Source organism: Paenibacillus sp. IHBB 3054 (assembly GCF_051594305.1).
Taxonomy (GTDB): Bacteria; Bacillota; Bacilli; order Paenibacillales; family Paenibacillaceae; genus Paenibacillus_AQ.
Map to the genome: position 1 here is coordinate 55,788 of NZ_JBOFBG010000022.1, position 24,522 is coordinate 80,309.

Below are 24,522 nucleotides of genomic sequence, written 5' to 3' on the forward strand. Positions count from 1 at the left end.
AGCGTAAACAAAATATAGACATTGGGAGGTCTTACAACATGAACAAGATGACCAAAGGTGTACTCTGTACATTCCTCACCGCCACGCTGCTGGCCGGCTGCGGCAGCAATAACGGTACAGACAACAGCAATGCTGCCGAAGAAGGAAATACAGGCAGCGGTACAGCCAAAAGCGTTACCCTGAAGATGTTCATCGCGCAGCCGCGCTTTAAGGAACAATATGATAATTATATTGCCGAGTTCGTGAAGAAAGAGAAAGCGGACAAAAATATTGATGTTTCCGTACAGCTCGAAATGCCGACGGCGGACAATGCCTCGCAAATTCTGAAGACGCGCCTGGCCTCCAATGATGCACCGGATATATTCGCTATCCATGCTGTGAACGAAATTCCATCCTATTACAAGGCTGGATACCTGGAAGACCTGACGGATCAGCCCTTTGTCGGCAAGCTGCTGGACAGCGTGAAGCCCTCTGTAACCACTACGGACGGCAAGGTTGTGGCGCTGCCGCTGGAAACCCTGTCCTGGGGCTACCTCTATAACAAGACCATATTTGCCGAGAATGGCCTGACCCCGCCGACAACGCTGACAGAGATGAAGGCCGTCACCGAGAAGCTGAAGGCGAAGAATGTGACGCCGTTCGTGCTCTCTTACAAGGAATCATGGATTCCGCAGCTGGTGCTTCCGCTGGCTGTAGGGGGGATGATGAAAACTGCGGACCCTGAATTCGTGAACAAAATGAACAAGGACGAGGGCTCCTTTACCGAGATGAAATCCGCGATCTTTGATGTGTTTGATCTCATCAACGAAAACGGCACGGCGAAGGCCACCGAAGTGGGCGGCGATGACGGTGCGGCGGCATTTGCCGCTGGCAAAGGAGCCATGTGGCTGATGGGACCGTGGTATGCCGAAACCATCCTGAAGTCGAATCCGGATCTCGATTTCGGTGTTGCTCCGCTGCCGATCAGCGACAATGCGGATGCGACCCTGATCAATCTCAGTGCCTCGACTTCGCTAGCGGTATCCCCGACCAGCAAGAACAAGGAGGTTGCGCTTGATTTCCTGAATTATGTGCTGGATGATCAAGCCTCCAACGGCTTATTCCAGGCAATGAAATTCAATCCAGTGTCCACGGTGCACACCTATGAGAGCTATCCTTGGATCACCGAAGCGACCACCTATGTCAAAGCTGGAAAGTCGGTGCAGGACCCGGCGATTCCGCAATCCGTCAAGGATGAGGTGGGAAAAGGACTGCAGGCTTATTATGCCGGACAAATGAGCCAGAATGATGTGCTCAAGGCACTCGACAAAGCCTGGAAATCCTACAACAAGGTAAATAAATAAGCAACAGCTTTACAGTCCGGGATGGAAGAAACCGGGGGCGCTGGCCCTCCTTCCTCCATCCCGTTTGTTTTGCACACCACAGAGGGAGAGGGGCGGATACTATGCCGGTCAAGCGCTATAAAAGTGTTGTTTCGCTGCTTGCTTTCGTTGCACCCGCATTTATCATTTATTCATTGTTTCTGCTGATTCCGACCATCGGCGGCATGTACTACAGCTTCACGGACTGGAACGGGCTGAACCGCGATTATTCTTTTATTGGCCTCGGCAATTTCATTGAAGCGCTGCGCGAGGACCCGGATTTCGTGCATGCCTTGCTCTTTACACTGAAATACGTGCTGTTCATGATCGTATTGCAAAATGTATTCGCACTTGTGCTTGCCGTGTTCATTGAGACAAAAACAAGAACCAAAGGCTTTTTCCGGACGATCTTCTTCATGCCGAATATGATCAGCACCATCATCAGCGCTTTTATGTGGACCTTCGTGTTCTCCCAAGTGCTGCCGCAGCTTGCCGAGAAGACGGCAGCGTCGTTCCTGGACCAGCTGTGGATCGGAGATCCCAACGTTTCTTTCTATTCGATCATTATCGTATCGCTGTGGAATGGCGTCGGCTATATGATGATTATATATTTGGCCGCCCTGCAGGGGGTGCCGCAAAGCTTGAAGGAAGCTGCCGTCATTGACGGGGCCAGCCCGTTCCAGACGTTCCGCAAGGTGACGATGCCGATGATTACGCATGCGGTTACGATCTGTTTTTTCCTTACGCTGAACGGGGCGTTCAAGGTATTTGAGGTGGTATACGGGCTTACCGGCGGCGGTCCGGGACGCAGTACACAGGTCATTACGATGAATATCTACGAAGAGGCGTTCTCCAACAACTTCCGTTACGGGTATGCCAGCGCCAAATCGGTGATTCTGTTCGTGATTATCCTGCTCTTCACCTTTATCCAGATCGGTGTCATGAAGAGAAAAGAGGTGGAAGCATGAGACTGAGAAAGGGAGCCAACCTATTCATCACGCTGTTTCTCTGTATCGGTGCTGTCATGTCCTTTTTCCCGATTTATCTGGCGATTATCAATTCCGTGAAAACCCAAGGCGAGATGTTCGCTTCCTTCACGGCGCTGCCGACCAAGCTGCACTTTGAGAACTACAGCCAGGCTTTTAGCAAAATCAACCTGCTAAGCAGCACCCTGAACTCGGTTATTGTCTCGGTCATCGGTATTGGAGGCATCATTTTCTGCGCTGCCCTGGCCGGTTACAAGTTATCCCGGACCTCCGGCAGACTTAGCGCGGCGATCTTCTCGCTATTCATTGCTTCCATGCTGGTACCGTTTCATTCGATTATGATTCCGCTTACACGGATGGCCAAAGCACTGCATGTCAGCGGCAGCACCTACGGCCTTGCTGTGATCTACATTGGTCTTGGAGTGAACATGGCGATCTTCCTGTACCACGGCTTTGTGAAGTCGATCCCCCGCGAGCTGGAGGAAGCGGCACGGATTGACGGCTGCGGCGAGTTCCAGACCTTCTTCCGCATCATCTTTCCGCTCTTGCTGCCGATTACGGTAACCATTGCGATTCTGGACTTCCTGTGGATTTGGAATGACTTCCTGCTGCCGCTGCTGATGCTCACCGACTCTACCAAATATACGCTGATTCTATCGACCAACACGCTGTTCGGAGAGTACAATAAGGAGTGGTCGCTGATTCTGGCGGCGCTGGTGCTGACTGCGCTTCCTGTGATCGTTATCTATGGATTCTTCCAAAAGTTTATTATGCAGGGCATTGCCGAAGGGGCAATAAAAGGCTAAAGCGAGAGGAGCAACAGAGTAATGAGTCAACTACGATACGGCGTCGCCTACTACGATGAATATATGCCTTATGAGAGGCTGAATGAGGATATTGCCATGATGCTGGAGGCCGGGATCAATACCGTCCGCATCGCCGAATCGACCTGGAGCACGCATGAGCCGCAGAACGGGATATTCGACTTCACTTCCGTCGACCGGGTGCTGGATGCGATGCATGCCGCAGGAATCTCCGTGATTGTCGGGACACCAACCTATGCCGTTCCCACATGGCTGGTCAAAGAGCATCCCGGAGTGCTGGCTGTAACGGCGGACGGTCCCGGCCGGTATGGCGCACGGCAGATCATGGATATAACGAACCCGGTCTACCTGTTCTATGCGGAGCGGATCATCCGCAAGCTGATCGGCAGGGTCAGCAAGCATCCGGCGGTGATTGGCTACCAGACGGACAACGAGACGAAGCACTACGGGACAGCCGGAGAGAATGTGCAGCTGCTGTTTGTTAAGCATATGCGGCAGAAGTATGGAACACTGGATGAGATCAATGACCGGTTCGGGCTGGATTACTGGAGCAACCGGATTAACAGCTGGGAGGACTTTCCGTCCGCTGTCGGCACGATCAACGGCAGCCTGGGTGCGGAATTCGCCCGTTTCCAGCGCGGTCTGGTGACAGAATTTCTTGCCTGGCAGGTGTCGCTGGTGAACGAGTACAAGCATCCGGGACAATTCGTCACACAGAATTTTGATTTTGAATGGCGCGGCTATTCGTATGGCGTACAGCCGTCCGTGGATCATTTTGCCGCAGCTGAAGCCTTCGACATCGCCGGAGTGGATATTTACCATCCCTCGCAGCATGAGCTGACCGGAACGGAGATCTCCTTCGGAGGGGATATCGCCCGGTCCCTGAAGCGCAGCAATTATCTTGTGCTGGAGACACAGGCCCAGGCGTTTCCCCACTGGACACCCTATCCGGGCCAGCTGCGGCTCCAGGCCTTCAGCCATCTCGCCTCCGGGGCAAATATGGTGGCTTACTGGCATTGGCATTCCATTCATAATTCGTTTGAGACCTACTGGAAAGGGCTGCTCAGCCACGACTTCAAGCCGAATCCGGTATACAACGAGGCCAAGACTATCGGCCGGGATTTTGCCCGCTTAAGCCAGGCGCTGGTTGACCTGCGCAAGGATAACAAGGCTGCGGTAATGGTCAGCAATGAAGCCCTGACTGCGATGGAATGGTTCAAGCTGCCGGATGGCAGGAACTACAATGATGTGGTTCGCTGGCTTTACGATGAGCTGTACCGGATGAATATCGAATGCGACTTCATTCAGCCCGGCTGTACCGAGCTTTCGAGGTATAGCCTCATTATTGTTCCGGCACTTTATGCCGTTCCGGATGAAGCACTGCTGCGCTTAAATGAATATGTGCGCGAGGGAGGCCACGCCGTCTATTCCTTCAAATCCGGCTTTGCGGATGAAGATCTCAAAGTGCGCACGGCAGAGCAGCCGGGCATTATCAGCGAGGCCTGCGGAATCAGCTACAGCATGTTTGTGACTCCGCATGAGGTGACACTGCGCAGCGAAGCTCTGGATACCGGTGCGGCAGATCCTGCGGTGAATACATGGATGGAGCTGATTACACCGGATACGGCGGAGGTGCTGCTCCGCTATGACCATCCCCATTGGGGCGAATATGCGGCCGTCACCCGCAACAGGTTCGGAAACGGTACGGCAACCTATATCGGCTGCATGACAAGCAGCGGGCTGGCGGGCAGCATCCTGAGATCCGCTGCGCAGGAGGCCGGATTATGGGGGCCCGATCAGGAGCTGGCTTTTCCGCTGATTGTCAAGACTGGAGTGAACCGGGAGCAGCAGAGGGTACGCTATTATTTCAATTACAGCGATGAGCCGGTGTCTATGGTGTACCGGCATGGCGCGGCGGCAGAGCTGTTGTCCGGAAGAGAGGTTCAGCCTGAGGAAAAACTTGAACTTGAGCCTTGGGGTGTGCGCATCCTGCTGGAGCATTCAAGCGGACAATGAGACCGGAAGCGGCCCCGGGAATAATAGAGGGTTGCTTTTATAGGCGGTATTTGCTAACATACAATGTAACTTAATCAGTTGTTCTGTTTTCTAGGGTTCCGCAGCTGCTACAGGCTGGTCTGGTCCGAGGGAAAACGCATGTACTGTGATGTACATGTCTACACGGAGGGATAAAAGCCCGGGAGGTATCGTCAATTAGACGATGACCTTCCGGGCTTATTTTGTTTCCGCGGTTAAGAGGTTTGTATCATAACTTATTTAGGTAAAGAGGAGGGAATGGCAGTGAATAACAGTATGGCATGGGTTAAGATCGCAGGCGCTGCCTGCTTCGAGGTCGTGTGGGTCATCGGGCTCAAGCATGCTTCGGCTCCGTGGGAGTGGCTCGTTACGGCAGTGGCCATTATCATCAGTTTCTATACGATCATCTCGGCGAGCAGCAAGCTGCCCGTAGGAACGGTCTATTCTGTATTTGTCGGACTCGGCACAGCCGGGACTGTACTGGCGGATATCCTGTGGTTCGGTGAGCCGTTCAAGCCGCTGAAGCTGGTGCTGGTGCTGATTCTGCTGGCGGGTGTTATCGGGCTGAAGCTTGTGACCGGTGATTCTAAAGAGAAGGAGGTGTCCTAAAATGGCTTGGTTAATGCTGATTGCTGCCGGCTGCTGTGAAATGTTCGGGGTGGCGATGATAGGCAAGCTGCACCGGGACCGCAATTGGCAGGCGATTGCCCTGCTGGTCCTCGGATTCGGAGGCAGCTTTCTGCTGCTGTCGCTCGCCATGGAAAGTCTCCCGATGGGCACGGCCTATGCGGTATGGACAGGAATTGGTGCTTCCGGAGGTGCGATTCTGGGCATGCTCCTGTATGGTGAAGCCCGGGATCTGCGGCGGATCATCTGTATTGTGGTGATTCTCGGAGCTGCCGTCGGTTTGAAAATGGTAGGCTGACAACGCTGAGATGTTAAAGAAATAGACACCTGTACGATGTTTCGAATGATGTATCATGGTAAGTATAGTAAGTAGTACTTAATCCATCGTATAAGGAGACTTCCACTATGAATGAAAATATACCCGGGCGGATTAAACTTCCGGACGGAACAGACTTGCCGAGAATCGGACAGGGAACCTGGTGTATGGGTGATGATGCTTCCAGACGTTCTGAGGAGATAGCTGCCCTGAGGCATGGGGTAGAGTTGGGCCTTAGTGTGATAGATACGGCAGAAATGTACGGGGACGGCCGCTCGGAAGAGCTTGTCGGTGAAGCGATCCGGGGAATCCGCGACAGCGTATTCCTGGTCTCCAAGGTGTATCCGCATAATGCAGGCAAGAAACAGCTGGCCCGCAGCTGTGAGGACAGTCTGAAGCGGCTCCGTACGGATCATCTGGATCTATATCTGCTGCACTGGCGGGGGAAGATTCCGCTGGAGGAGACGGTGGAAGGCATGGAGGAACTGGTGGCCGCCGGAAAAATAGCCCGCTGGGGCGTGTCCAATCTGGACACGGACGCTATGCGGGAATTGCTGCGCATTCCCGGAGGCAACCGCTGCGCTGTTAATCAGGTCCTCTACCATCTGGGTTCCAGAGGTATTGAGCATGAGCTGCTGTCCTGGCAGCGGAGCCACAAAATACCTGTAATGGCCTACTCTCCGCTGGCACAGGCAGGCACCTTGAGAAAAGGACTGACGGAGAATGCTGCGGTGCAAGAGGTTGCCCTTAGACACGGAGCGACACCGCTGCAAATTCTGCTGGCCTGGAGCATCCGGGAAGGCGACGTAATCGCTATTCCCAAAGCATCGACCCCGCGGCATGTAGCCGAGAACGCGGCAGCAGGGGAAATCAAGCTCAGTACCGATGAGCTGTGGCAGCTGGATGAGGCTTTTCCGCAGCCTGCCTGGAGAGTTCCACTGGATATGATCTAAAACTTTTAAAGATTAGAAATAACGGAGTGGAAATCTAAATAAAGCACACCCTAAACGGGAGTCTTGCAGTCAATGCAGACTTCCGTTTTTTTTTGTAAATATAAGGATGTTTAGGCTTCACGCCATAAATTATTTTTGTTTTTGCTAAAGAAACGGACCTCATCCCATAGGGATGGCAGGGCCGTTTTTTCTTGTGTCCATAAGCCGGATGCATGTCCAAAAGCCTGTGGCAACAGCTCTTAAATGTTGTCAACAACGTTCATGACGAAACCGTGTTTTCAATTTAATGACAAAGAAAGCGCTTTGATTTACGCTGTGTGCATAAGGGATATCTTTTAAAGAAAGCTTAAATAAAGGCATCCCATTTAATTTATTAAGGGGGCATTTTAAATGGCCACAACGGCAACAACGCAAACTTCATCCGGTGGTACAAGGGTGAAAGTTCAACAATTCGGCCGCATGCTCAGCGGTATGGTTATGCCGAATATCGGCGCTTTTATCGCATGGGGTTTAATCACGGCTTTATTCATTCCAACAGGCTGGTTTCCAAATGAAAGCCTTGCAGCTCTAGTAGATCCAATGATCAAATTTCTGCTTCCGCTGCTCATCGGGTATACAGGCGGACAGATGGTACACGGCAAACGCGGCGGTGTTATCGGGGCAGTAGTCACGATGGGGGTTATCGTCGGTTCTTCTATTCCGATGTTCCTCGGCGCCATGATTGTCGGCCCGCTGGCCGGCTGGGTTCTGAAGCAATTCGACCGTGCAGTTGACGGCAAGATCAAAGCCGGGTTCGAAATGCTTGTCAACAACTTCTCGCTCGGCATCATTGGCGGCGGCTTGTCCATTGCTGCGCTGAAGGGAATCGGACCTCTGGTTGAAGGCTTGACCAACATCCTTTCCAATGGTGTGGAATTTCTGGTCAATCATAACCTGCTGCCGCTCGTCAACATCATCATTGAGCCGGCAAAAGTATTGTTCCTGAACAATGCAATCAACCACGGCGTACTCGGACCGATTGCGCTGGAAGAATCACAGAGACTGGGACAATCGGTACTGTTCATGCTGGAATCGAATCCGGGACCAGGGCTGGGTATCCTGCTTGCTTACTGGCTGGTAGGACGCGGTTCGGCGAAGGCCTCCGCACCGGGTGCGGTAATCATTCACTTCCTGGGGGGTATTCATGAAATTTACTTCCCGTACATTCTGATGAATCCACGTCTGATCCTGGCTGTTATCGGCGGCGGCGTGTCTGGAACGTTCACAATGCAATTGCTGGGCGCAGGTCTGGTAGCTTCTCCATCGCCAGGCAGTATCTTTGCTTACTTCGCCATGACACCTAAGGGCGGATATGTGCCAATGCTTGCCGGTGTCATTGTTGCCACAGCCGTATCCTTCGTGCTGGCTACACTGCTCCTTAAGACCGTGAAGAAGAACAACGAAGAAGAGATGGATCTGGAAGAAGCTGCAGCAAAAGTGAAAGACATGAAGTCGGCAGGGACTGCAGCGCAAACCGCTGCTGCTGCCGCAACTGTAACTACAGCGGCAAATGTCCGCGGCAAGGCTGATGTGAACAAAATCGTCTTCGCTTGTGATGCAGGTATGGGGTCCAGCGCGATGGGCGCATCCGTGCTAAGAAAAAAACTGCAGGCTGCCGGAGTCAATATTACGGTTGTCAATTCCGCAGTCAGCGAAATCCCTGCGGATGCTGATATCGTGGTTACCCAGAAAACGCTGACGGACCGGGCGATTGCCAGCAATCCGAAAGCAGAGCATATTTCTATCGACAATTTCCTGAAGAGCCCTAAATATGATGAGCTAGTGGAACGTTTAAAGTAAGCGGAACAAGCATAGAAATGATGTATAACGCTAACTCAGGAGACGCTGGCCCGCAAAGCCGGCGTTTGTCTCTATTTAGGGCGGGGGTACACGGTTATGAGAAAAGTTACCGCGAGGCAGCGTCAAATCATCTGGCTTCTCTTGGGAGTCAGTGAAGAGATTACTGCCGCCGAAATCGCCGAGAGCACCGGTGTGAGTGTAAGAACGGTTCACCGGGAGATGGAGGACATCGAGCTTACGCTGGCAGATTTCGGTCTGGATTTGATCCGGAAATCAGGAAAAGGGATTCAGTTGAGCGGCCCGGCGGCCGGTCTTGCTGAGCTGCGCCTGTTTTTGCGGGAAGAGAAGCCAGCGGAACATTCCAGCGAGGACCGCAAGGTGTATGAGCTCTGCTCCTTGCTGGAGGCAGAAGAGCCGGTGAAGCTGTTCACACTGGCCCACTGGCTCAAAGTTACGGTGGCTACCGTGAGTTATGACTTGGATGAACTGGAGCCCTGGGTCCGCAAGTTCGGCCTGCAGCTGGTCCGCAGGCGGGGCTACGGCGTTGAGATTACCGGCAGCGAGATTGACAAGCGCAGGGCGATTGCCCGGCTGGCCGCCGAGCATCTGGATCTTTCAGATCTGGTAGGGCATAATCCGCAGCCTGCGAGCAGTCCGGTCTTCCGGATTCTTCTGGATGCGGTAGGCAAAACCAATCTGATGGACGTGGAGAACACGCTGTGGGATATGGAATGGAAATGGACGGCGGAGCTGCCGGAGATCGTTTATATGGAAATGCTGCTTGGCCTCGCTGTAACCACCAGACGGATTGAGATTGGCCGGAGTATCGACAACGGCGTGGAAGCGGGATATCCCAGAATGTCAGATCACCGCCATATTACCGCCGCCGAGCAATTTGGGCAGCGGCTGGGCCAGGCGCTGGGAGCTGAGATTCCGCGGGCAGAGATTCTATATATAGCCGGTCTGTTCGACAGGGTCCAGGAATCATTCTTCTCAGCCGGATTCGCCTCCGGTGACATTGAGCTGATGGAGATTGTATATAAGCTGACGGAGAGCGTGGTCAAACGGACCGGAGTTCCGTTTCAAAGCGACCGCTCCTTGCGGGAAGGGTTGCTGGAGCATATGGATCCGGCCTTCAAGCGGCTCCGGGAGGGAACCCGTATCCGCAATCCGCTGCTGGGCCCCATCCGTAAGGATTATGAATATTTGTTCCAGATTGTGAGGGCCGCGGTGGAGGAGCTGGAGCTGGAACTGGACATCCCCGATGAGGAAATCGGATTCTTGGTCATGCATTTCGGCGCTTCTGTCGAACGTCTGAATCAGCTCAGGCGGGGCGTCCGGGCAATTCTGGTCTGCGCCAGCGGTCTCAGTTCTTCCCGGCTGCTGGCTACCCGGCTGGCCAAAGAAATGCCGCAGATTGAAATTCTCGGCAATATTTCCTGGTACGAAGCGGCTCGACTGCCTGAGGTTGACTACGATCTGATTATTTCAACGATTGATCTGCCGCTCGACAAAGACCGCTATATCAAAATCAGTCCTCTGTTGACAGGGGAAGAAATAGAAAAACTGCTGAGTTATATTCAGAACACCACGCTGAGAGAACGGGAGAGCGTTCCGCAAGGCGAGTACGACAGAACAGCGCGTGAAGAGCATTCCCTGGAGCGGTTGAAAAGCTACCAGGGCATGCTGGATGAAACGGTCAGCCTGCTGGAGCGGTTCCGCTTCTATCCGCTTGATAACAGCGGGATAACGCTGCCCGCAACGATTTCGGCGATGCTCGATTTTCTGGATGGCAGCGGGGTGGTCGGCGATGCAGATATCCTGCTGGAGCGGCTGCTGGAACGGGAAAGGATGGCCAGCCAGGTCATTCCGGACACTGGTCTTGCGCTGTTTCATGCAAGAAGCAGCCACATCCTGATGTCTTCCCTGACGCTGTACCGTCTGCGCCAGCCGGTTGTTCTGGATGGGGGTACCGAGGTCAGGGTCATCCTGCTGATGCTTGCACCGCGCAAGCTGTCCAAGGAAAGCCTGGAAGTGCTGAGTGAAATCAGTGCAATGCTGCTTAATTCCGAGCTGGTGAAGCTGCTTGAGGAGCGTACGGAGTCCGAGATCAGGCGATATCTGTCGTCAGAGCTGCTGCGTTTTTTCGAAAATAAAATGTGAAAGCGAGAGAAACCATATGAGTATACTGTCAGAGAATAAAGTGATTATGAACGGTGTTGCCAAAGATAAATACGAGGCGATCACCATGGCCGGAAAGCTGCTTGTGGATGCCGGACATGTAACAGAAGAATATGTGCCGAAGATGCTAGAGCGCGAAGAGGTAGTTTCCACTTATATGGGCGAAGGACTTGCCATTCCCCACGGAACCAAAGAAGCCAGACCCTTCATTAAATCTACCGGATTATCCATTATCCGCTTTCCTGATGGTGTTGATTTTGGCGGAGATGAGCCGGCCTTTGTTGTGATTGGCATTGCAGCGGCAGGTGACGGGCACATGGAGATATTGACGAATGTGGCGATGATCTTCTCGGAAGAGGATGCCATTGAGCGGGTCATGAATGCGCCAACCCCGGCCGATGTGATCGCCATCTTTGAAGGAGGCCTGGAATGATGAAGGCTGTTCATTTCGGTGCCGGCAATATCGGCAGAGGTTTTATCGGTCTGCTTCTGTCGCAGGCAGGCTATGAGGTCACCTTCGTCGATGTGAATGAAACCTTCGTCACACAGCTTCAAGAACGCGGGGAATACCCGGTGACGCTGGCCAGCGAGGGTCAGGAAACGGTGATCGTGAAGAACGTGACCGCACTAAGCAGTGTAACCCATGCCGAAGAAGTTGCCGCGGCCATTGCCGGAGCGGATCTTGTTACGACAGCGGTTGGAGTATCCATCCTGAAGCATATTGCAGGGGTGCTGGCTGAGGGGATCGGCAGACGGCTTGCGGGTTCCACCGCTCCGCTGCATGTCATTGCCTGCGAGAATGCCATCGGCGGTAGTGCGCAATTGAAAGAGCTCGTATACGCTAAGCTGGATACTGAGACACGGTCCAAAGCGGATATATCCGTAGCTTTCCCGAACGCGGCAGTAGACCGGATTGTTCCCTTGCAGCAGCATGAGGATATCCTCAAGGTAGTGGTAGAGCCATTCTATGAGTGGGTGGTAGACGCTTCTCAGATGCTTCCTGGTTACCGTCCGGTAGAAGGTGTTCACTATGTAGATAATCTTGAACCTTATATTGAACGCAAATTGTTCACGGTGAATACCGGGCACTGCTCGGCAGCGTATCTCGGGTACCTGCGCGGTTACGGGACGATCCAGCAGGCTATGGCGGATGAGGGTTTGACCGGGCTTGTGCGCGAAGTGCTGGAGGAGACAGGGGCGGTGCTGGCTCAGAAGCACGGGTTCGACGCGGAGCAGCACAGCAAGTATATCGACAAAATACTGGAGCGCTTCCGCAATCCGGCCCTGACGGATGAAGTTACCCGTGTAGGACGTTCACCGATCCGCAAGCTGTCGCCGAATGACCGGCTGGTATCGCCGGCGCTCCAGGCTTTTGACAGAGGGCTTGGATTCACGGCCCTGACCCGCTCCATGGCGGCAGCACTGCTGTTCAACGTGAGCGATGATCCGGAAGCGGTTGAGCTTCAGGCGGCTGTCGCAGAGCTTGGTGCTGCAGCGGCAGTTACGAAATATACCGGCCTGGCCGCAGATCATGCGGTACACCGGTCGGTGATGGCAGAGTATGACAAACTGAAATAACGATGCAGGACATCATAAAGAGCCGCAGGGGAGATTCTATCCCCTGCGGCTCTTCGAATAGCGCAGCTTAGCTGTTCTCAATAATGGTCTGCAGCGTCGTGCGGTCCAGTCCTTCTACGAGCTTGATCAGCAGCTCTTTGGCGGCATCATAATCATCACTGTGAATAATGGAAGAGGATGTGTGGATGTAGCGCGAGCAGATTCCAATCACTGTGGACGGCACGCCAATTCCGCTGACATGCACCTGCCCGGCATCGGTTCCGCCTTGGGAGACAAAATACTGGTATTTGATCCGGTGGGTATCTGCCGTATCCTGAACGTATTCGAGCAGGCCGCGGTGGGTAATCATCGTCGGATCGTAAATGCGCAGCAGCGCTCCTTGGCCCAATTGGCCGAAGGCCTGGCGGTCGCCGGTCATGTCGGCGGCGGCACTGGCATCCAGGCCGAAGAAGATGTCCGGCGACAGCAGGTTAGCTGCTGTGCGGGCACCGCGCAGGCCGACCTCTTCCTGTACCGTAGCACCGGCGAACACGGTGTTTGGCAGTTTTTTGCCGTGCAGCGCTTTGACCAGCTCAATGGCAAGGCCTAAGCCATAGCGGTTGTCCCAAGCTTTGGCCATGATTTTCTTCGGATTGGCCAGCGGGGTGAACGGGCAGATCGGCAGAATCTGCTGTCCCGGAGCAACGCCGTAGCCCTGTGCTTCTTCCCGGCTGTCCGCACCGATATCTATGTACATTCTGCGGATATCACCGGTTTTGTTGCGTTCGTCATCACTCAGCAGATGGATCGGCGTACTGCCGACAACACCCGTCAATGTTCCCTTCGGGGTAATGATCTGCAGCCGCTGCGAAGCAACCGCCGAAGCCAGCCAGCCGCCGAGCGGTTGAAAGCGGATCATTCCGTTGTCGGTGATGCCGGTGACCATAAAGCCCACCTCGTCAAAATGACCGGCCACCATAATCTTGGGGCCGTTCTCTTCGCCGCGCAGCACACCGAACAGGCTGCCGAGGCGGTCCTGGACGAACTCTTCGGTATACGGTGTCATAGCATCCTTGACATAGGCACGCAACTCGCGCTCAAAGCCTGGAGCTGCGGGGAATTCAGTTAATGTTTTGAACAGATTGGTAGTTTCTTGATTCATATACTTATCGCTCCTTTACTATTGTCTAGTATGAACATTGTCGCGCTACTTGTCCATGTCTGCAAAGGGGTAAATGAACACTGGGCGCCGCCTTTGCGAATATTATGCAGTAGTGGCTCTGCAGGCAGGAGCCGGGAAAGGAAGCGAGGAAGATGAGGGTGGCTGGAAGCAGGTCCGCGGACAACCCGCAGGGCTTCTACGGTAAAGTGAATGCCCGTGGGGTGCCAAAAAGATACCTCCGCCGGTATGGGCCGGAGCGCGATGCTGTGCTGATTTTGATTCTGTTTATACTGCTGATTGTAATACTGCTGTATTTTTCCTGAACTGGGGAGACATAACGAAGCGGCTTACGGCGAACAATAAGGAAAAACTTCTAAGCGAAGAAAAGTCCGAGGGGAAATGTCCGCACTCACTGGTCCAGCCCTCCCCTCGCATACATTCCAGGAGGTGTCCTCATTTGCCGGCCAAAACTAGAAAGTCCGGTGTCAAGCTTCGGCTTGACACCATGACCCCACAGGATTATGAGAAATTGTCCAAGCCGTATGTGCCCAGCCGTCCTGTGTTCAAAAACTGCATCCGGGCTTTTCTGTCGGGAGGGTTGATCTGCGTGATCGGACAAGGCATCCAGGAGGCATTTATGGCGATATTCGATATGACCTCCAGGGAAGCTTCAAGCCCTACCGTTGCGGTTCTGATCCTTATCTCCGTCATCCTGACCAGCTTCGGTGTATATGACAAATTGGCCCAATGGTCAGGAGCAGGCACTGCTGTTCCCGTCACGGGTTTTGCCAACAGTATGTGCTCCGCAGCGCTTGAACACCGTGCCGAAGGTCTTGTGCTCGGAGTTGGCGGCAATATGTTCAAGCTGGCCGGCTCCGTCATTGTATTCGGTGTCGTCGCAGCCTTTATAGTCGGGGTAGTCTATGCCATTATGGGCTGGGGAGGTTCTCACTAAACTATGAAGCAGCTTGGCAGCCAGACCTGGCAATTCACAACCCGTCCTGTCATTCTCGGTTCTTCCGCAGTAGTAGGGCCGGAAGAAGGGGAAGGCCCTTTAGTTTCCGATTTTGATTTTATCTATGACTCGCTCAAAATGGGCGAACAGACATGGGAGAAGGCAGAACGAGCCCTCTTCGAGAAAGCATCCAAGCTGGCGCTGATGCATGCCGGACTCGAGCAGGAGAAGCTGGAGTTTTTCGTCGGCGGGGATTTAATGAATCAGATTATCAGCAGCTCGTTCGCGGCGAGAAAGCTTGGCGTGCCTTATCTTGGCGTCTTTGGCGCATGTTCCACTTCCATGGAGAGTCTCGCCATCGCTTCGATGATCGTGGATTCCGGCGGGGGCAAATACGCGCTCGCGGGAACCTCCAGCCATAACTGTACCGTGGAGAAGCAATTCCGCTATCCAGTCGAATACGGCTCCCAAAAGCCGCCGACCGCCCAGTATACCGTAACAGGTTCGGGTTGTGCCATTGTCGGCCGCAATGACGGCTCCGCTGCAGGCCCCTATGTCGTGTCGGCAACCCTCGGACGCATTATGGATATGGGACTGACGGACCCTTTTAATATGGGCACAGCCATGGCTCCGGCCGCCGCGGATACGATAACTGCCCATTTCCGCGATACGGGCTTGTCCCCCGGCCATTACGATTTAATTGTAACCGGTGATCTGGCTTCTATCGGCCTGCCCATTGCCAAAGATCTCCTGGCCAAAGAAGGCATTCCCATGGAGCAGACGACATTTGATGACTGCGGGATGCTCATTTATAATCTCGACAAGCAGAAATATGTCATCGCCGGAGGGAGCGGCTGCGGCTGCTCGGCTGTGGTCACCTATGGACATATTCTCAAACGGATGAAAAAAGGCGAGCTGAAGCGGGTGCTGATCGTGGCAACCGGAGCGCTGCTTTCACCGCTGTCATACCAGCAGGGAGAAAGCATACCGTGCGTGGCACATGCTGTAGCTCTGGAGAGCGGAGGTGAAGGAGCATGATTTATGTATGGGCATTTTTGATTGGAGGCGCCATCTGTGTCATCGGGCAGCTCATGTTCGACGTACTGAAGCTGACGCCCGCTCACACGATGAGCACGCTTGTCGTTGCCGGAGCGATCGCTGACGCGTTTGGACTGTATGACCCGCTGGTGAAATTTGCCGGGGCAGGGGCTAGCGTCCCGATTACCAGCTTCGGCAACTCATTGGTGCACGGAGCGCTTACGGAACTGGAACGGGACGGCTGGGTCGGTGTGGTGACGGGGATTTTCGACGTGACCAGTGCGGGGATTTCGTCAGCCATTGTATTCTCGTTTCTGGCAGCCCTGCTTGTACGGCCTAAGGGAACGCATTGATCAGCTGAAAACTATAGGATTCTTTTCCGGCCGCCACTTGGCGGTCTTTTTTGTTTTGTCTACATAACCTTCCTTAATTCCTGCGTGCTCTGCTCAAGAAGTTTCTCCGCCGCAGCGGAAATTAGAGAGTACTCCTGATCAAGCCATTGCTTTATGCCGGGCTCGTAATCCTTCTTGAAGATTAGCGCCGATAAATTCCTGATGATGTGATAGGAAGCATACGGATGGGGCAGCTTGGGGGCATTTTTGGCCTGAAGCAAAAATTTGGTGAGCACGGAATGATCGCTGTAATAGAAAAGCTCAACTAATTTAGCCCGGTATTCCAAATCCCTGGACTCAAGCCCGGGAAATTGGTTGAAGTCATACAAATGCTGTGCTTCGTGATTCAGGTAAGAAATTCGAAACTCTGCGCCTTCGATATCTTCATAACGTTTGGCATTGCAATACAGGCTTTCCTTCACAGCCCAGCCCCCGACGGTTCTCTGTTCACACGTAGCGAAACTGATCCAGCTTTCCAGAATAAAGTCCTTCATCATATGTACGGTTACGGGCTGGCTGATGGAAGGGAGCTCCACAGTGAAATTTAACGTCTCCATCTTTCGCCATATATAAGGTCCTCTGTACGGAGGGGTGACTCCGCCCCAAAAATAATAACCCTTTTGTGCAAATACTTCCTTCAGATGATCTTCAATGCAATCAAGGGCGGCGGGCTGCTCAATCTCAATCAAATTGCGGAGTGCATCCATGAGCTTAACCTCAGCATCATCCGCTGCATCAGGACGGGTCAGCACCATGCGGAAGTAAGCGTGGTAGGCCGAAATTACCTGTCTAACCCAAGGATCTTCTTCCTTGAGTGTTACCTCGTCATGCTTGTTGAAAAATCTGTTGATGTACAATGCCTCAATCTTTTCGATTTGCTCGGTTTTGGGCTGGATTGAACGCAGATACGCCATTGCCGGGTTAATATCTCCTTGAAGACATAGGGCATAAAACTTGTCCATGGATGACCCTCTTTTCGCCTGCCAGAATAGAAAAACGGATTCGGTTTATAATCATTTCTATAGGAACAATAATTTTCCTTCTATATAATAGAGAGATTTCCTTGTCCTTTGTTTGGTGTATCTTTAATTTCACGGGCTGCAATAATGTACTTTGGGACCCATAATCATGTAAAATATAAGTATTACGCTTATTCTGACATAGGAGGTTTACTATATATGCCCGTACGTCAAGAATCAATTCACATCATGAAGGCTGTTCGCCATAATTTAGAATCCTGTATACTCGGCAAAACATTTGAAATAGAGCTGCTGCTTACGGCGCTGCTGGCCGGTGGGCATGTCCTGATCGAGGATGTTCCGGGAACGGGCAAAACCCAGCTCATTCGGGCGCTCTCCAGATCAATGTCCGGGGAGTACCGCCGAATTCAGTGCAATCCCGATATTCTCCCTAGTGATATAACGGGGGTATCGGTCTATCATCCGCGCGATGAGATGTTCCATTTCCGTCCCGGTCCCGTGATGACGAATATTCTGCTCGCCGACGAGATCAACCGTGCGACAACAAAGACGCAGTCTGCGCTGCTTGAAGTGATGGAAGAACGGAATGTAACCGTCGACGGAGAGACCTATCCGCTGCCGCATCCGTTTATGCTCTGTGCGACCCAGAACCCGATTGATTTCGAAGGCACCTACACGCTGCCCGAAGCACAGCTTGACCGTTTCATGCTGCGTATCAGCCTTGGCTATCCCGATGCGGTTACCGAGAAGAATCTTCTGATGAGCCATCAGGAGGGACAGCCGGTGGACAGGCTTACCCCGGTAACAGGCATGGAACAAATTGCGGCTATCCAGGAAGAAATCCGCGAGATTTATATCAGCGATCCTGTCCTGAACTATTTGCTGGATATTGTCCGCCAGACCAGAGAGCATCCGCTAGTCCTGCTTGGTGCCAGCCCCCGTGCTTCGCTTTCATTCATGATGGCCTGCAAAGCCTATGCTTTCCTGCAGGAGCGCGATTATGTTCTTCCGGATGATGTGAAGATTCTTGCCCCCTATGCGCTGGGACACCGTATTCTGCTGCGTCCGGAATCGCGGCTGGACAATATCAGTGTTGATTCCTTGCTTCAGAAGCTGCTGCAGAGTATACATGTGCCTGTGACGATGAGGCAATAATGATGAAAAGCTATTTGTCCGGAGCGGCAGCTGTCATTCAGCCGGGGAAATTCGCCGGCATCCTTGCGATCTGGGGCATCACGCTGCTCTATGTACTGTTTCAGGGCGGCAAAACATCATTCATGCTGTTTATAATGGTATCTGTATTAATGATATATCTGTTGATTGGAGGCTTAGGCGGAGTACGGCGGGCCAAAGGCACGCGCAGCCTGTATTCCGAATTGGACAAGCCTGATCTGCTCTATGCGGGCGGTTTTCTGCGGGTGAAGCTGGACGTTACGATTCCAGGCTTTTTGCCTCTGCCCTATGTGGTGGTGAGAGAAATTCTGAAGCGCCATAACGGCGAATCCTGGGTATTTGAGGAGAGCATGGTTCCCAGCCTGAGAGGGCAGGGGGAACTGCTGTTTCAGACGCCGGCACTGGAGCGCGGCCGTTATACGTTCGAAGGAACGGATATCCTGAGTGAGGATATCTTTGGCCTGGTGGAGCATAAGGGCACCTTTATGGCCGAAGGGCAATTCCGCGTATTGCCCCGTGCGGTATTCGTGCCGCGTTGGCAGCTCTATGAGCGGAAGTCACGGCTGGCGGGGCAGCAAGCCTCGCTGCTCCATTCCCGGAGGGAGACAACGCAGATAAACGGGGTCCGCGATTACGTCTATGGCGACCGGTTGACGCGAATCCACTGGAATGCCACCGCCAAGACAGGTAACTGGAAATCCAAGGAATTTGAGCATGAATCTGTACCTAAGACCATGATTGTGCTGGACGGCAGCGCCATGGTATATGCCGGCTCGAACCAGTTTGAGCTGGCGGTGTCGATTGCCGCCTCCCTGCTCGGCTTTGGGATCCGCGACCGGATCGGCATCGGTTTATGCTGTCTGGACAAGAACACCAAGATATTCATGCCTGCTGAGGGCGCTGCGGAGCGGCAGAAGATGATCCAATATTTGATTGACATTAATGCCGAAGGCCGGGGGCCGCTGGTTCCCAGGCTGGAAAAAGGACACCGTATGTTTCCCAAAGGCTCCTATCTGGTGTTGATCAGTCCGCAGAGCGGACAGCCTGTACTGGATGTGATGCGCTGGGCGGAGAGCCGGGGAATGACGCCTTCCCATATTCATGTGCGCAATCCTGCAGCGGGCAACCGCGGCGGAGAATGGATGGATGTGCTGAAATCCCGCGGGGCAACCGGCTATAGCGTAAGTTCGCTTCAAGAGCTGCCCTCAGTGCTCGGAGGTGATAAAGTATGATAAGACGCTGGTGGAGCGGGATGAAGTCCTCATGGCATTACTCCTTCAGTCTGCTATGGCTGATGGTTATCGCCCTGCAATGGCTCACTTATACAGAGCCCTTCTGGCTGAAGGCGACCACTGCCGCCGTACTGCTGACCTTGGCTGCGGCGGGGGTTGTTGAAATTCTTTTACCTGTTAAACGGGGATATCGGCTAATTCTTGAAGTTTGCGCCATGCTATATTTCGTGTACAGGGTAATTCTGCGCTACGAACTCTATGTTCCTGATCCATTGCTGCCTTCACTGCGCGAACGTCTGCCTGACATCGCCATAAATATGGTTCCATATCTATGGTTTGCTGCGGGTGCGCTGGCCTTGCTGCTCCTGTCATCGTGGTGGGTCTCCTCCAAGGCGCGGATTCTGCTGTTTATCACCACGAATATTGTAGCCTTTGCGGCACTGGATTCCTTCACTTCGGCCATACTCTGGCAGGAGGTCGCCTGGACGGTGTTCGCGGGGATGGGCTGGCTTGTTACCCAGCATTTGAGAAGCTTTCAATTGCATTATCCCCGCGGCTGGACTTATCTGCTGAAATATCCTTTCAAGATATTCATTAATATCGCCATCATTTTCTCCTTTGTCATTATTACAGGTGTGAACATGCCTGAGGTGCGGCCGACGCTGACAGATCCTTATACCGCCTGGCATAAATGGAACGGCAGCGGATTATCGGCAAGCTCCGGCACATCGGGAACAACAAACGCCGGAACCAGTGATGCTTCTGCAGGCAGGACTACTTCGGGTTATAGTATGAACGACGATAATCTGGGCGGGGGCTTTAACTATGATTATTCGCCAGTCATGACAGTGACCTCGGATATACGTTCCTACATGCGGGGGGAAACCCGCAGCGTATATTCCGGAAAAGGATGGAGTGATGACGACCGGCTTACACGCGGTCCGCTGTCCGGGGCAGCGGTAGGCAAAGAGCTGGACAGGGAACCCGGTTCCAAGGTGGAGACGCAGACCCTACAGCAGACGGTAAAGCTGCTTGGGAACATTGATTATCCGGTATTGTTCGGAGCCTATTCCATTGCGAAGGTCGATTCCATAGACGGCAAGGAACAGAGCAGCCGCTTATTATGGAGAAGCGCAGACAGCGAAATGCTGTGGGATACGGATGGGAACAGCGGAAACTATCCCCAGACTTACGTGCTTACTTCGGAGGTCCCTGTCGTATCCGTGCAGGAGCTGAGCAAACAGACCTTCGATCAGCTGTACGCCGGCCAGAATAATACGCAATACCTGCAACTGCCCGACAATTTTCCAGAGCGGGTCACAGAGCTGGCAGAGACAATTACCGCAAGCGCGAAGACCCCTTATGACAAAATTGCGCTGCTCCAGCAATATCTGCAGCAAACCTATCCATACTCGAATCAGCCGGATCTGTCGCGCGGCAAAAGCAAGGATTTCGTGGAGAGTTTTCTGTTCGAGATTATGGAAGGCTATTGTGACTACTATTCCACCGCACTCGTGACCATGGCGCGTTCGCTGGATATTCCGGCACGCTGGGTCAAGGGGTATGCACCCGGTGAGCAGGCACAGCTGCCGGACAGTCTGGCCCAGCAGGGATTATCCAATAATAATTATACGATTACTAATGCCGATGCCCATTCCTGGGCGGAAATCTATTTCGGTGAATACGGCTGGATTCCGGTGGAAGCGACCCCGGGCTTTAATGTACCTCTTCTCACACAGAGCGAAGAGCCTGAGAGTAAGGAAGATACACAGCCGGAAGAGGATAATCCCGAGCCTGAACAAGCCGTGGCAGATCCCGGCAAAACCGGTGGAAGCCTTCAAGTAGGCGTCTGGGCTGTATCGGCCGCTGCGGCAGTGCTGCTGCTGTGGGGAGGTTATCTGCTCTGGCATTACCGCTTCAGTCTCCGGTTCCTGCTTGGGCGGCTGCGCAACGGCAAACCATTGTCTCCGGTGCAGAAAGTTGTGGCTGAAACCGAGCGGTGGGTAAAGTATGCCCGCAGAAAGGGCATGCTTAAAGAAGAGCACGAAACGCTTCGTGAATCGGTGGCCCGCTGGAGCCGTGAACGTCCGGCGGCTGCAGAAAGTCTGGCGTCGCTGCTGCAAATGTTCGAGAAGGCGAAGTACAGCCCGGATGTTATAGAAGACAAAGATTGGCGCAGCGTGTATACTGAAGCTTTGCGGCTGCACAGTCTCTTGAAATCAGATAAATAAACGCGGCAGTCCTAACATCGTCGCAGATTCATTTGCGAAGCGCAAAGAGTATGATATAGTTTTTCGTATGAAATCGAGGTGAACGTATTGTTTGAAAGGTTGGTTCCAAAACTCCGGGTGAATACGGTATTTGATATTGGGCTGGAAGAGCTGTACAGCCGGGGATACCGTGGTATCATTACGGATCTGGATAACACGCTAGTCGGCGCCAAAGCGCCTCTGGCCACTCCGGAGCTGCTGTTATGGTTCGAGAAGGTGAAAGAGCTGGGCTTCAAGCTTATCATTGTGTCGAACAATAACATGGATCGGGTGTCACGCTTTGCAACGCCGCTTAATATTGAATTTGTGCATCAGGCCCGCAAGCCGATCAATACGCCTTTCGTGAAGGCGATGAAGCTGATGGATCTGAAGCCGGAACAGACAATCGTAGTTGGCGATCAGATGCTTACGGATGTATTCGGCGGCAACCGGCTCGGCCTGTATACGGTACTGGTGCTGCCCATCTCCGTGAAGGATGAAGGCATTGGAACAAGAATTAACCGCCGGGTCGAGCAGATTGCCCTGACACGGCTTCGCAAGCAAGGATTGTGGCATGAGGAGGATAAACCCCAATGAATCAACAGAATGAATCACAGCGCCCTGTAAAATGCAGCGGCTGCGGCATTAAGCTGCAGACGGAGAACAAGGATCTCCCGGGTTATATTCCGGAGGTTGCATTTGAACGGGAACCGGTTATTTGCCAGCGCTGTTTCCGCATCAAAAACTATAATGAAGCTTCTTCGGTATCCGTCGACCAGGATGAATTTCTTCACCTGCTCAGCGGAGTGGGCGAGAAGAACGCGCTTGTAGTGCATATTGTCGATCTCTTCGATTTTGAAGGCAGCCTGATTTCCGGCCTGCAGCGTTTTGTCGGCAATAATCCGGTTATTCTTGCAGTGAACAAATGTGATTTGCTGCCCAAGGTAACGAACTGGAACAAGCTCCGCAACTGGATGCAGCAGCGCTGCAAGGAGCATGGACTGCGGACCGCGGAGATTATACTCTGCAGCGCGAAGCGCAATCAAGGGTTCGAACGTCTGCTGGAAGCGGTGAATGAGCTTCGCGGACAGCGTGATGTCTATGTCGTAGGGGCAACCAACGTAGGTAAGTCTACGCTGATTAACCGGCTTATTTCCGATTACAGCGATCTCGAGCAGGAACTGACGACCTCGCGTTATCCGGGAACGACTCTGGATACAGTCAAAATCCCGCTGGATGATGGCCACTATATCATTGATACTCCGGGAATTGTATATCCTTGGCGGTACAGTGAACTGGTGGAGCGCAAGGACCTCGGTGCCGTTATGCCGGAAAATTCGCTCAAACCTGCGGTATATCAGCTGAATGAAGGCCAGACGCTGTTCTTCGGCGGTCTGGGGCGTTTTGATTTCATTCAGGGTGCCCGGCAATCCTTCACCTGCTTCATCAGCACTACGCTCAAGATTCACCGTACGAAGCTGGAACGTGCGGATTCCCTGTATCAGGATCACCGCGGGGTAATGCTGGCTCCACCGGTAACTGCGGACATGGACAAGCTGCCGCAGTGGCAGCGTCATGAATTCCGGATCAGCCGGGGCAGCCAGACCGATCTGTTCATCTCCGGCTTAGGCTGGATCAAGGTGAACGGAACCGAAGGTGCCGTTGTGGCAGTTCACGTTCCGCGCGGCGTGAAGGTGGTTACCCGCCCTTCGCTGATCTGACGAAGGGAGGAGCATTGCCTGTGACAAGTGCAAACGGAAATGACAGAAGTACGGATCTGCTGCTGGGGGTTATGGGTGATCCGATTGCCCAGTCCAAATCCCCAATCATGCACGGGGCTGCGCTGAAAGCGCTGGGCATACAAGGGGCTTATGTCCCGCTGCATATTACCGGAGATCAGCTTGGCGATGCGGTGCAGGCCATCAAGACCCTCGGCTTTCGCGGAGTCAACGTAACCATACCGCATAAGGTTGCGGTGATGGAGTATCTGGACAAGCTGGATGAAAGTGCGGTTGCTGTCGGTGCAGTGAATACGATTGTTAATGACAACGGGGTGCTTACCGGATTCAATACGGACGGCATCGGTTATGTCCGTTCGCTGAAGGCGGAAGCGGTCCCCGATCTGTCCGGAACCCGTATTCTGGTAATCGGTGCCGGGGGCGCGGCGAGAGGAATTGTCAGTGCTTTGCTGGCCGAGAAGCCATATTCGGTTAAGATTGCTAACCGTACTGCCGGAAAGGCCGGGGAACTGGCGGCACTATTCCAGAGCAGGGGCAAGGTTGCCGGAGTGGGCATGGATGAAATCGCGGAAGCGGCTAAGGATGCGGATATTGTAATCAATACCACATCTGTCGGAATGTTTCCTCATCCGGATGACCTGCCGATGGATCCCGGACTGCTGCATGAAGGAATGGTCATAAGCGATCTTATCTACAATCCGCTGCGTACCCGGCTGCTGCTCGAGGGCTTGAAGCGGGGCTGCACAATTCACGGGGGTCTGGGAATGTTCGTATACCAGGGCGCCTATGCGCTGGAGTATTGGACAGGGCAGGCTGCACCCGTGGATATTATGCGGCAGACGATTATCGACTGCCTCGGCGGCAGTGCCAGTGAAATGGATCCGCAAGTTTAGGGTAATAATATATGTTAATTAAGGGGTTTGT

23 protein-coding genes and 1 riboswitch are annotated in these 24,522 nt (G+C 53.3%); of the genes, 21 read left to right on the forward strand and 2 right to left on the reverse strand.

Features of this window, described 5'->3' with window-relative positions:
• Window positions 1-38 precede the first annotated feature (38 nt).
• The 11 genes from ACQ76X_RS21895 (at window position 39) to ACQ76X_RS21945 (ending at window position 12,699) form a co-directional block, all read left to right on the forward strand.
• Window positions 39-1,343 carry an ABC transporter substrate-binding protein gene (locus ACQ76X_RS21895; RefSeq protein ID WP_438495915.1) on the forward strand — a complete coding sequence of 435 codons (1,305 nt, stop codon included), beginning with the start codon at window positions 39-41 and terminating at the stop codon, window positions 1,341-1,343.
• A 101-nt stretch (window positions 1,344-1,444) separates the two neighbouring features.
• Entirely contained in the window at window positions 1,445-2,329 is an 885-nt protein-coding gene (locus tag ACQ76X_RS21900) for a carbohydrate ABC transporter permease (protein WP_076110501.1), read from the forward strand.
• The gene (locus ACQ76X_RS21905; protein ID WP_076110502.1) at window positions 2,326-3,153 is read left to right on the forward strand and encodes a carbohydrate ABC transporter permease; all 828 of its coding nucleotides are present in this window, start codon (window positions 2,326-2,328) and stop codon (window positions 3,151-3,153) included. Before ACQ76X_RS21900 ends, ACQ76X_RS21905 begins: the two co-directional genes overlap by 4 nt.
• A 21-nt stretch (window positions 3,154-3,174) precedes the next feature.
• Entirely contained in the window at window positions 3,175-5,187 is a 2,013-nt protein-coding gene (locus tag ACQ76X_RS21910; RefSeq protein ID WP_438495916.1) for a beta-galactosidase, read from the forward strand.
• A gap of 79 nt (window positions 5,188-5,266) precedes the next feature.
• A riboswitch (guanidine-I (ykkC/yxkD leader) is annotated at window positions 5,267-5,374 on the forward strand.
• A gap of 107 nt (window positions 5,375-5,481) precedes the next feature.
• Window positions 5,482-5,814 carry a DMT family transporter gene (locus ACQ76X_RS21915; RefSeq protein ID WP_438495956.1) on the forward strand — a complete coding sequence of 111 codons (333 nt, stop codon included), beginning with the start codon at window positions 5,482-5,484 and terminating at the stop codon, window positions 5,812-5,814.
• Between the two features lies 1 nt (window position 5,815).
• A complete protein-coding gene (locus ACQ76X_RS21920) occupies window positions 5,816-6,130 on the forward strand; it encodes a DMT family transporter (protein ID WP_038587851.1) in 315 nt (104 codons plus the stop codon).
• Window positions 6,131-6,237: 107 nt separating this feature from the next.
• The gene (locus ACQ76X_RS21925) at window positions 6,238-7,101 is read left to right on the forward strand and encodes an aldo/keto reductase (protein ID WP_438495917.1); all 864 of its coding nucleotides are present in this window, start codon (window positions 6,238-6,240) and stop codon (window positions 7,099-7,101) included.
• A gap of 390 nt (window positions 7,102-7,491) precedes the next feature.
• A complete protein-coding gene (locus ACQ76X_RS21930) occupies window positions 7,492-8,940 on the forward strand; it encodes a PTS mannitol transporter subunit IICB (protein WP_438495918.1) in 1,449 nt (482 codons plus the stop codon).
• Window positions 8,941-9,036: 96 nt separating this feature from the next.
• Window positions 9,037-11,103 carry a BglG family transcription antiterminator gene (locus tag ACQ76X_RS21935; protein WP_438495919.1) on the forward strand — a complete coding sequence of 689 codons (2,067 nt, stop codon included), beginning with the start codon at window positions 9,037-9,039 and terminating at the stop codon, window positions 11,101-11,103.
• 16 nt (window positions 11,104-11,119) lie between these two features.
• On the forward strand, window positions 11,120-11,554 hold the full coding sequence (locus ACQ76X_RS21940) for a PTS sugar transporter subunit IIA (protein ID WP_438495920.1): 435 nt from the start codon (window positions 11,120-11,122) through the stop codon (window positions 11,552-11,554).
• Window positions 11,554-12,699, forward strand: a complete 1,146-nt coding sequence (locus ACQ76X_RS21945) for a mannitol-1-phosphate 5-dehydrogenase (RefSeq protein WP_438495957.1) — start codon at window positions 11,554-11,556, stop codon at window positions 12,697-12,699. Before ACQ76X_RS21940 ends, ACQ76X_RS21945 begins: the two co-directional genes overlap by 1 nt.
• Before the next feature lie 67 nt (window positions 12,700-12,766).
• Here ACQ76X_RS21945 and ACQ76X_RS21950 read toward each other — a convergent pair whose 3' ends face one another.
• Window positions 12,767-13,840 carry a M42 family metallopeptidase gene (locus ACQ76X_RS21950; RefSeq protein ID WP_076110510.1) on the reverse strand — a complete coding sequence of 358 codons (1,074 nt, stop codon included), beginning with the start codon at window positions 13,838-13,840 and terminating at the stop codon, window positions 12,767-12,769.
• Between the two features lie 152 nt (window positions 13,841-13,992).
• Between ACQ76X_RS21950 and ACQ76X_RS21955 the strand changes: the two genes are divergently transcribed.
• The 4 genes from ACQ76X_RS21955 to spoVAE all read left to right on the forward strand — a co-directional run bounded on the left by ACQ76X_RS21955 (window position 13,993) and on the right by spoVAE (window position 16,186).
• A complete protein-coding gene (locus tag ACQ76X_RS21955; RefSeq protein WP_340893989.1) occupies window positions 13,993-14,163 on the forward strand; it encodes a hypothetical protein in 171 nt (56 codons plus the stop codon).
• 134 nt (window positions 14,164-14,297) lie between these two features.
• The gene (gene spoVAC / locus ACQ76X_RS21960; RefSeq protein WP_038587871.1) at window positions 14,298-14,795 is read left to right on the forward strand and encodes a stage V sporulation protein AC; all 498 of its coding nucleotides are present in this window, start codon (window positions 14,298-14,300) and stop codon (window positions 14,793-14,795) included.
• 3 nt (window positions 14,796-14,798) lie between these two features.
• Complete coding sequence (gene spoVAD, locus ACQ76X_RS21965; protein WP_438495921.1) at window positions 14,799-15,833, forward strand: stage V sporulation protein AD; 1,035 nt, start codon at window positions 14,799-14,801, stop codon at window positions 15,831-15,833.
• A complete protein-coding gene (gene spoVAE / locus ACQ76X_RS21970) occupies window positions 15,830-16,186 on the forward strand; it encodes a stage V sporulation protein AE (RefSeq protein ID WP_038587876.1) in 357 nt (118 codons plus the stop codon). Before spoVAD ends, spoVAE begins: the two co-directional genes overlap by 4 nt.
• A 59-nt stretch (window positions 16,187-16,245) precedes the next feature.
• Here the strand turns inward: spoVAE and ACQ76X_RS21975 are convergent, their stop codons facing one another.
• Complete coding sequence (locus ACQ76X_RS21975) at window positions 16,246-17,187, reverse strand: hypothetical protein (RefSeq protein ID WP_438495922.1); 942 nt, start codon at window positions 17,185-17,187, stop codon at window positions 16,246-16,248.
• Between the two features lie 216 nt (window positions 17,188-17,403).
• Here ACQ76X_RS21975 and ACQ76X_RS21980 point away from each other — a divergent pair, with 216 nt between their 5' ends.
• From ACQ76X_RS21980 to aroE, 6 genes are all read left to right on the forward strand, one after another.
• The gene (locus ACQ76X_RS21980) at window positions 17,404-18,360 is read left to right on the forward strand and encodes an AAA family ATPase (protein WP_038587881.1); all 957 of its coding nucleotides are present in this window, start codon (window positions 17,404-17,406) and stop codon (window positions 18,358-18,360) included.
• Between the two features lie 2 nt (window positions 18,361-18,362).
• Window positions 18,363-19,610, forward strand: coding sequence for a DUF58 domain-containing protein (locus ACQ76X_RS21985; protein ID WP_438495958.1), 1,248 nt, complete (start codon window positions 18,363-18,365; stop codon window positions 19,608-19,610).
• Window positions 19,607-21,841 (forward strand): DUF4129 domain-containing transglutaminase family protein, encoded by a 2,235-nt coding sequence (locus ACQ76X_RS21990; protein ID WP_438495923.1) that lies wholly within the window; start codon window positions 19,607-19,609, stop codon window positions 21,839-21,841. Before ACQ76X_RS21985 ends, ACQ76X_RS21990 begins: the two co-directional genes overlap by 4 nt.
• Window positions 21,842-21,928: 87 nt before the next feature.
• The gene (locus ACQ76X_RS21995) at window positions 21,929-22,456 is read left to right on the forward strand and encodes a YqeG family HAD IIIA-type phosphatase (RefSeq protein WP_438495924.1); all 528 of its coding nucleotides are present in this window, start codon (window positions 21,929-21,931) and stop codon (window positions 22,454-22,456) included.
• Window positions 22,453-23,580, forward strand: coding sequence for a ribosome biogenesis GTPase YqeH (gene yqeH / locus ACQ76X_RS22000; RefSeq protein ID WP_438495925.1), 1,128 nt, complete (start codon window positions 22,453-22,455; stop codon window positions 23,578-23,580). Before ACQ76X_RS21995 ends, yqeH begins: the two co-directional genes overlap by 4 nt.
• Before the next feature lie 20 nt (window positions 23,581-23,600).
• Window positions 23,601-24,491, forward strand: coding sequence for a shikimate dehydrogenase (gene aroE / locus ACQ76X_RS22005; RefSeq protein WP_438495926.1), 891 nt, complete (start codon window positions 23,601-23,603; stop codon window positions 24,489-24,491).
• The last annotated feature ends 31 nt before the right edge of the window (window positions 24,492-24,522 follow it).

Excerpts from the sequence above, each read along its gene's own strand:
- ACQ76X_RS21955 (WP_340893989.1), top strand. The coding sequence starts at position 13,993 with ATGAGGGTGGCTGGAAGCAGGTCCGCGGACAACCCGCAGGGCTTCTAC.
- ACQ76X_RS21920 (WP_038587851.1), top strand. The coding sequence starts at position 5,816 with ATGGCTTGGTTAATGCTGATTGCTGCCGGCTGCTGTGAAATGTTCGGG.
- ACQ76X_RS21895 (WP_438495915.1), top strand. The coding sequence starts at position 39 with ATGAACAAGATGACCAAAGGTGTACTCTGTACATTCCTCACCGCCACG.
- spoVAD (WP_438495921.1), top strand. The coding sequence starts at position 14,799 with ATGAAGCAGCTTGGCAGCCAGACCTGGCAATTCACAACCCGTCCTGTC.
- ACQ76X_RS21975 (WP_438495922.1), bottom strand. The coding sequence starts at position 17,187 with ATGGACAAGTTTTATGCCCTATGTCTTCAAGGAGATATTAACCCGGCA.
- ACQ76X_RS21940 (WP_438495920.1), top strand. The coding sequence starts at position 11,120 with ATGAGTATACTGTCAGAGAATAAAGTGATTATGAACGGTGTTGCCAAA.
- ACQ76X_RS21925 (WP_438495917.1), top strand. The coding sequence starts at position 6,238 with ATGAATGAAAATATACCCGGGCGGATTAAACTTCCGGACGGAACAGAC.
- ACQ76X_RS21900 (WP_076110501.1), top strand. The coding sequence starts at position 1,445 with ATGCCGGTCAAGCGCTATAAAAGTGTTGTTTCGCTGCTTGCTTTCGTT.
- ACQ76X_RS21980 (WP_038587881.1), top strand. The coding sequence starts at position 17,404 with ATGCCCGTACGTCAAGAATCAATTCACATCATGAAGGCTGTTCGCCAT.
- spoVAE (WP_038587876.1), top strand. The coding sequence starts at position 15,830 with ATGATTTATGTATGGGCATTTTTGATTGGAGGCGCCATCTGTGTCATC.
- ACQ76X_RS21950 (WP_076110510.1), bottom strand. The coding sequence starts at position 13,840 with ATGAATCAAGAAACTACCAATCTGTTCAAAACATTAACTGAATTCCCC.
- ACQ76X_RS21945 (WP_438495957.1), top strand. The coding sequence starts at position 11,554 with ATGAAGGCTGTTCATTTCGGTGCCGGCAATATCGGCAGAGGTTTTATC.
- ACQ76X_RS21905 (WP_076110502.1), top strand. The coding sequence starts at position 2,326 with ATGAGACTGAGAAAGGGAGCCAACCTATTCATCACGCTGTTTCTCTGT.
- ACQ76X_RS21930 (WP_438495918.1), top strand. The coding sequence starts at position 7,492 with ATGGCCACAACGGCAACAACGCAAACTTCATCCGGTGGTACAAGGGTG.
- ACQ76X_RS21935 (WP_438495919.1), top strand. The coding sequence starts at position 9,037 with ATGAGAAAAGTTACCGCGAGGCAGCGTCAAATCATCTGGCTTCTCTTG.
- ACQ76X_RS21990 (WP_438495923.1), top strand. The coding sequence starts at position 19,607 with ATGATAAGACGCTGGTGGAGCGGGATGAAGTCCTCATGGCATTACTCC.
- yqeH (WP_438495925.1), top strand. The coding sequence starts at position 22,453 with ATGAATCAACAGAATGAATCACAGCGCCCTGTAAAATGCAGCGGCTGC.
- ACQ76X_RS21910 (WP_438495916.1), top strand. The coding sequence starts at position 3,175 with ATGAGTCAACTACGATACGGCGTCGCCTACTACGATGAATATATGCCT.
- ACQ76X_RS21985 (WP_438495958.1), top strand. The coding sequence starts at position 18,363 with ATGAAAAGCTATTTGTCCGGAGCGGCAGCTGTCATTCAGCCGGGGAAA.
- ACQ76X_RS21915 (WP_438495956.1), top strand. The coding sequence starts at position 5,482 with ATGGCATGGGTTAAGATCGCAGGCGCTGCCTGCTTCGAGGTCGTGTGG.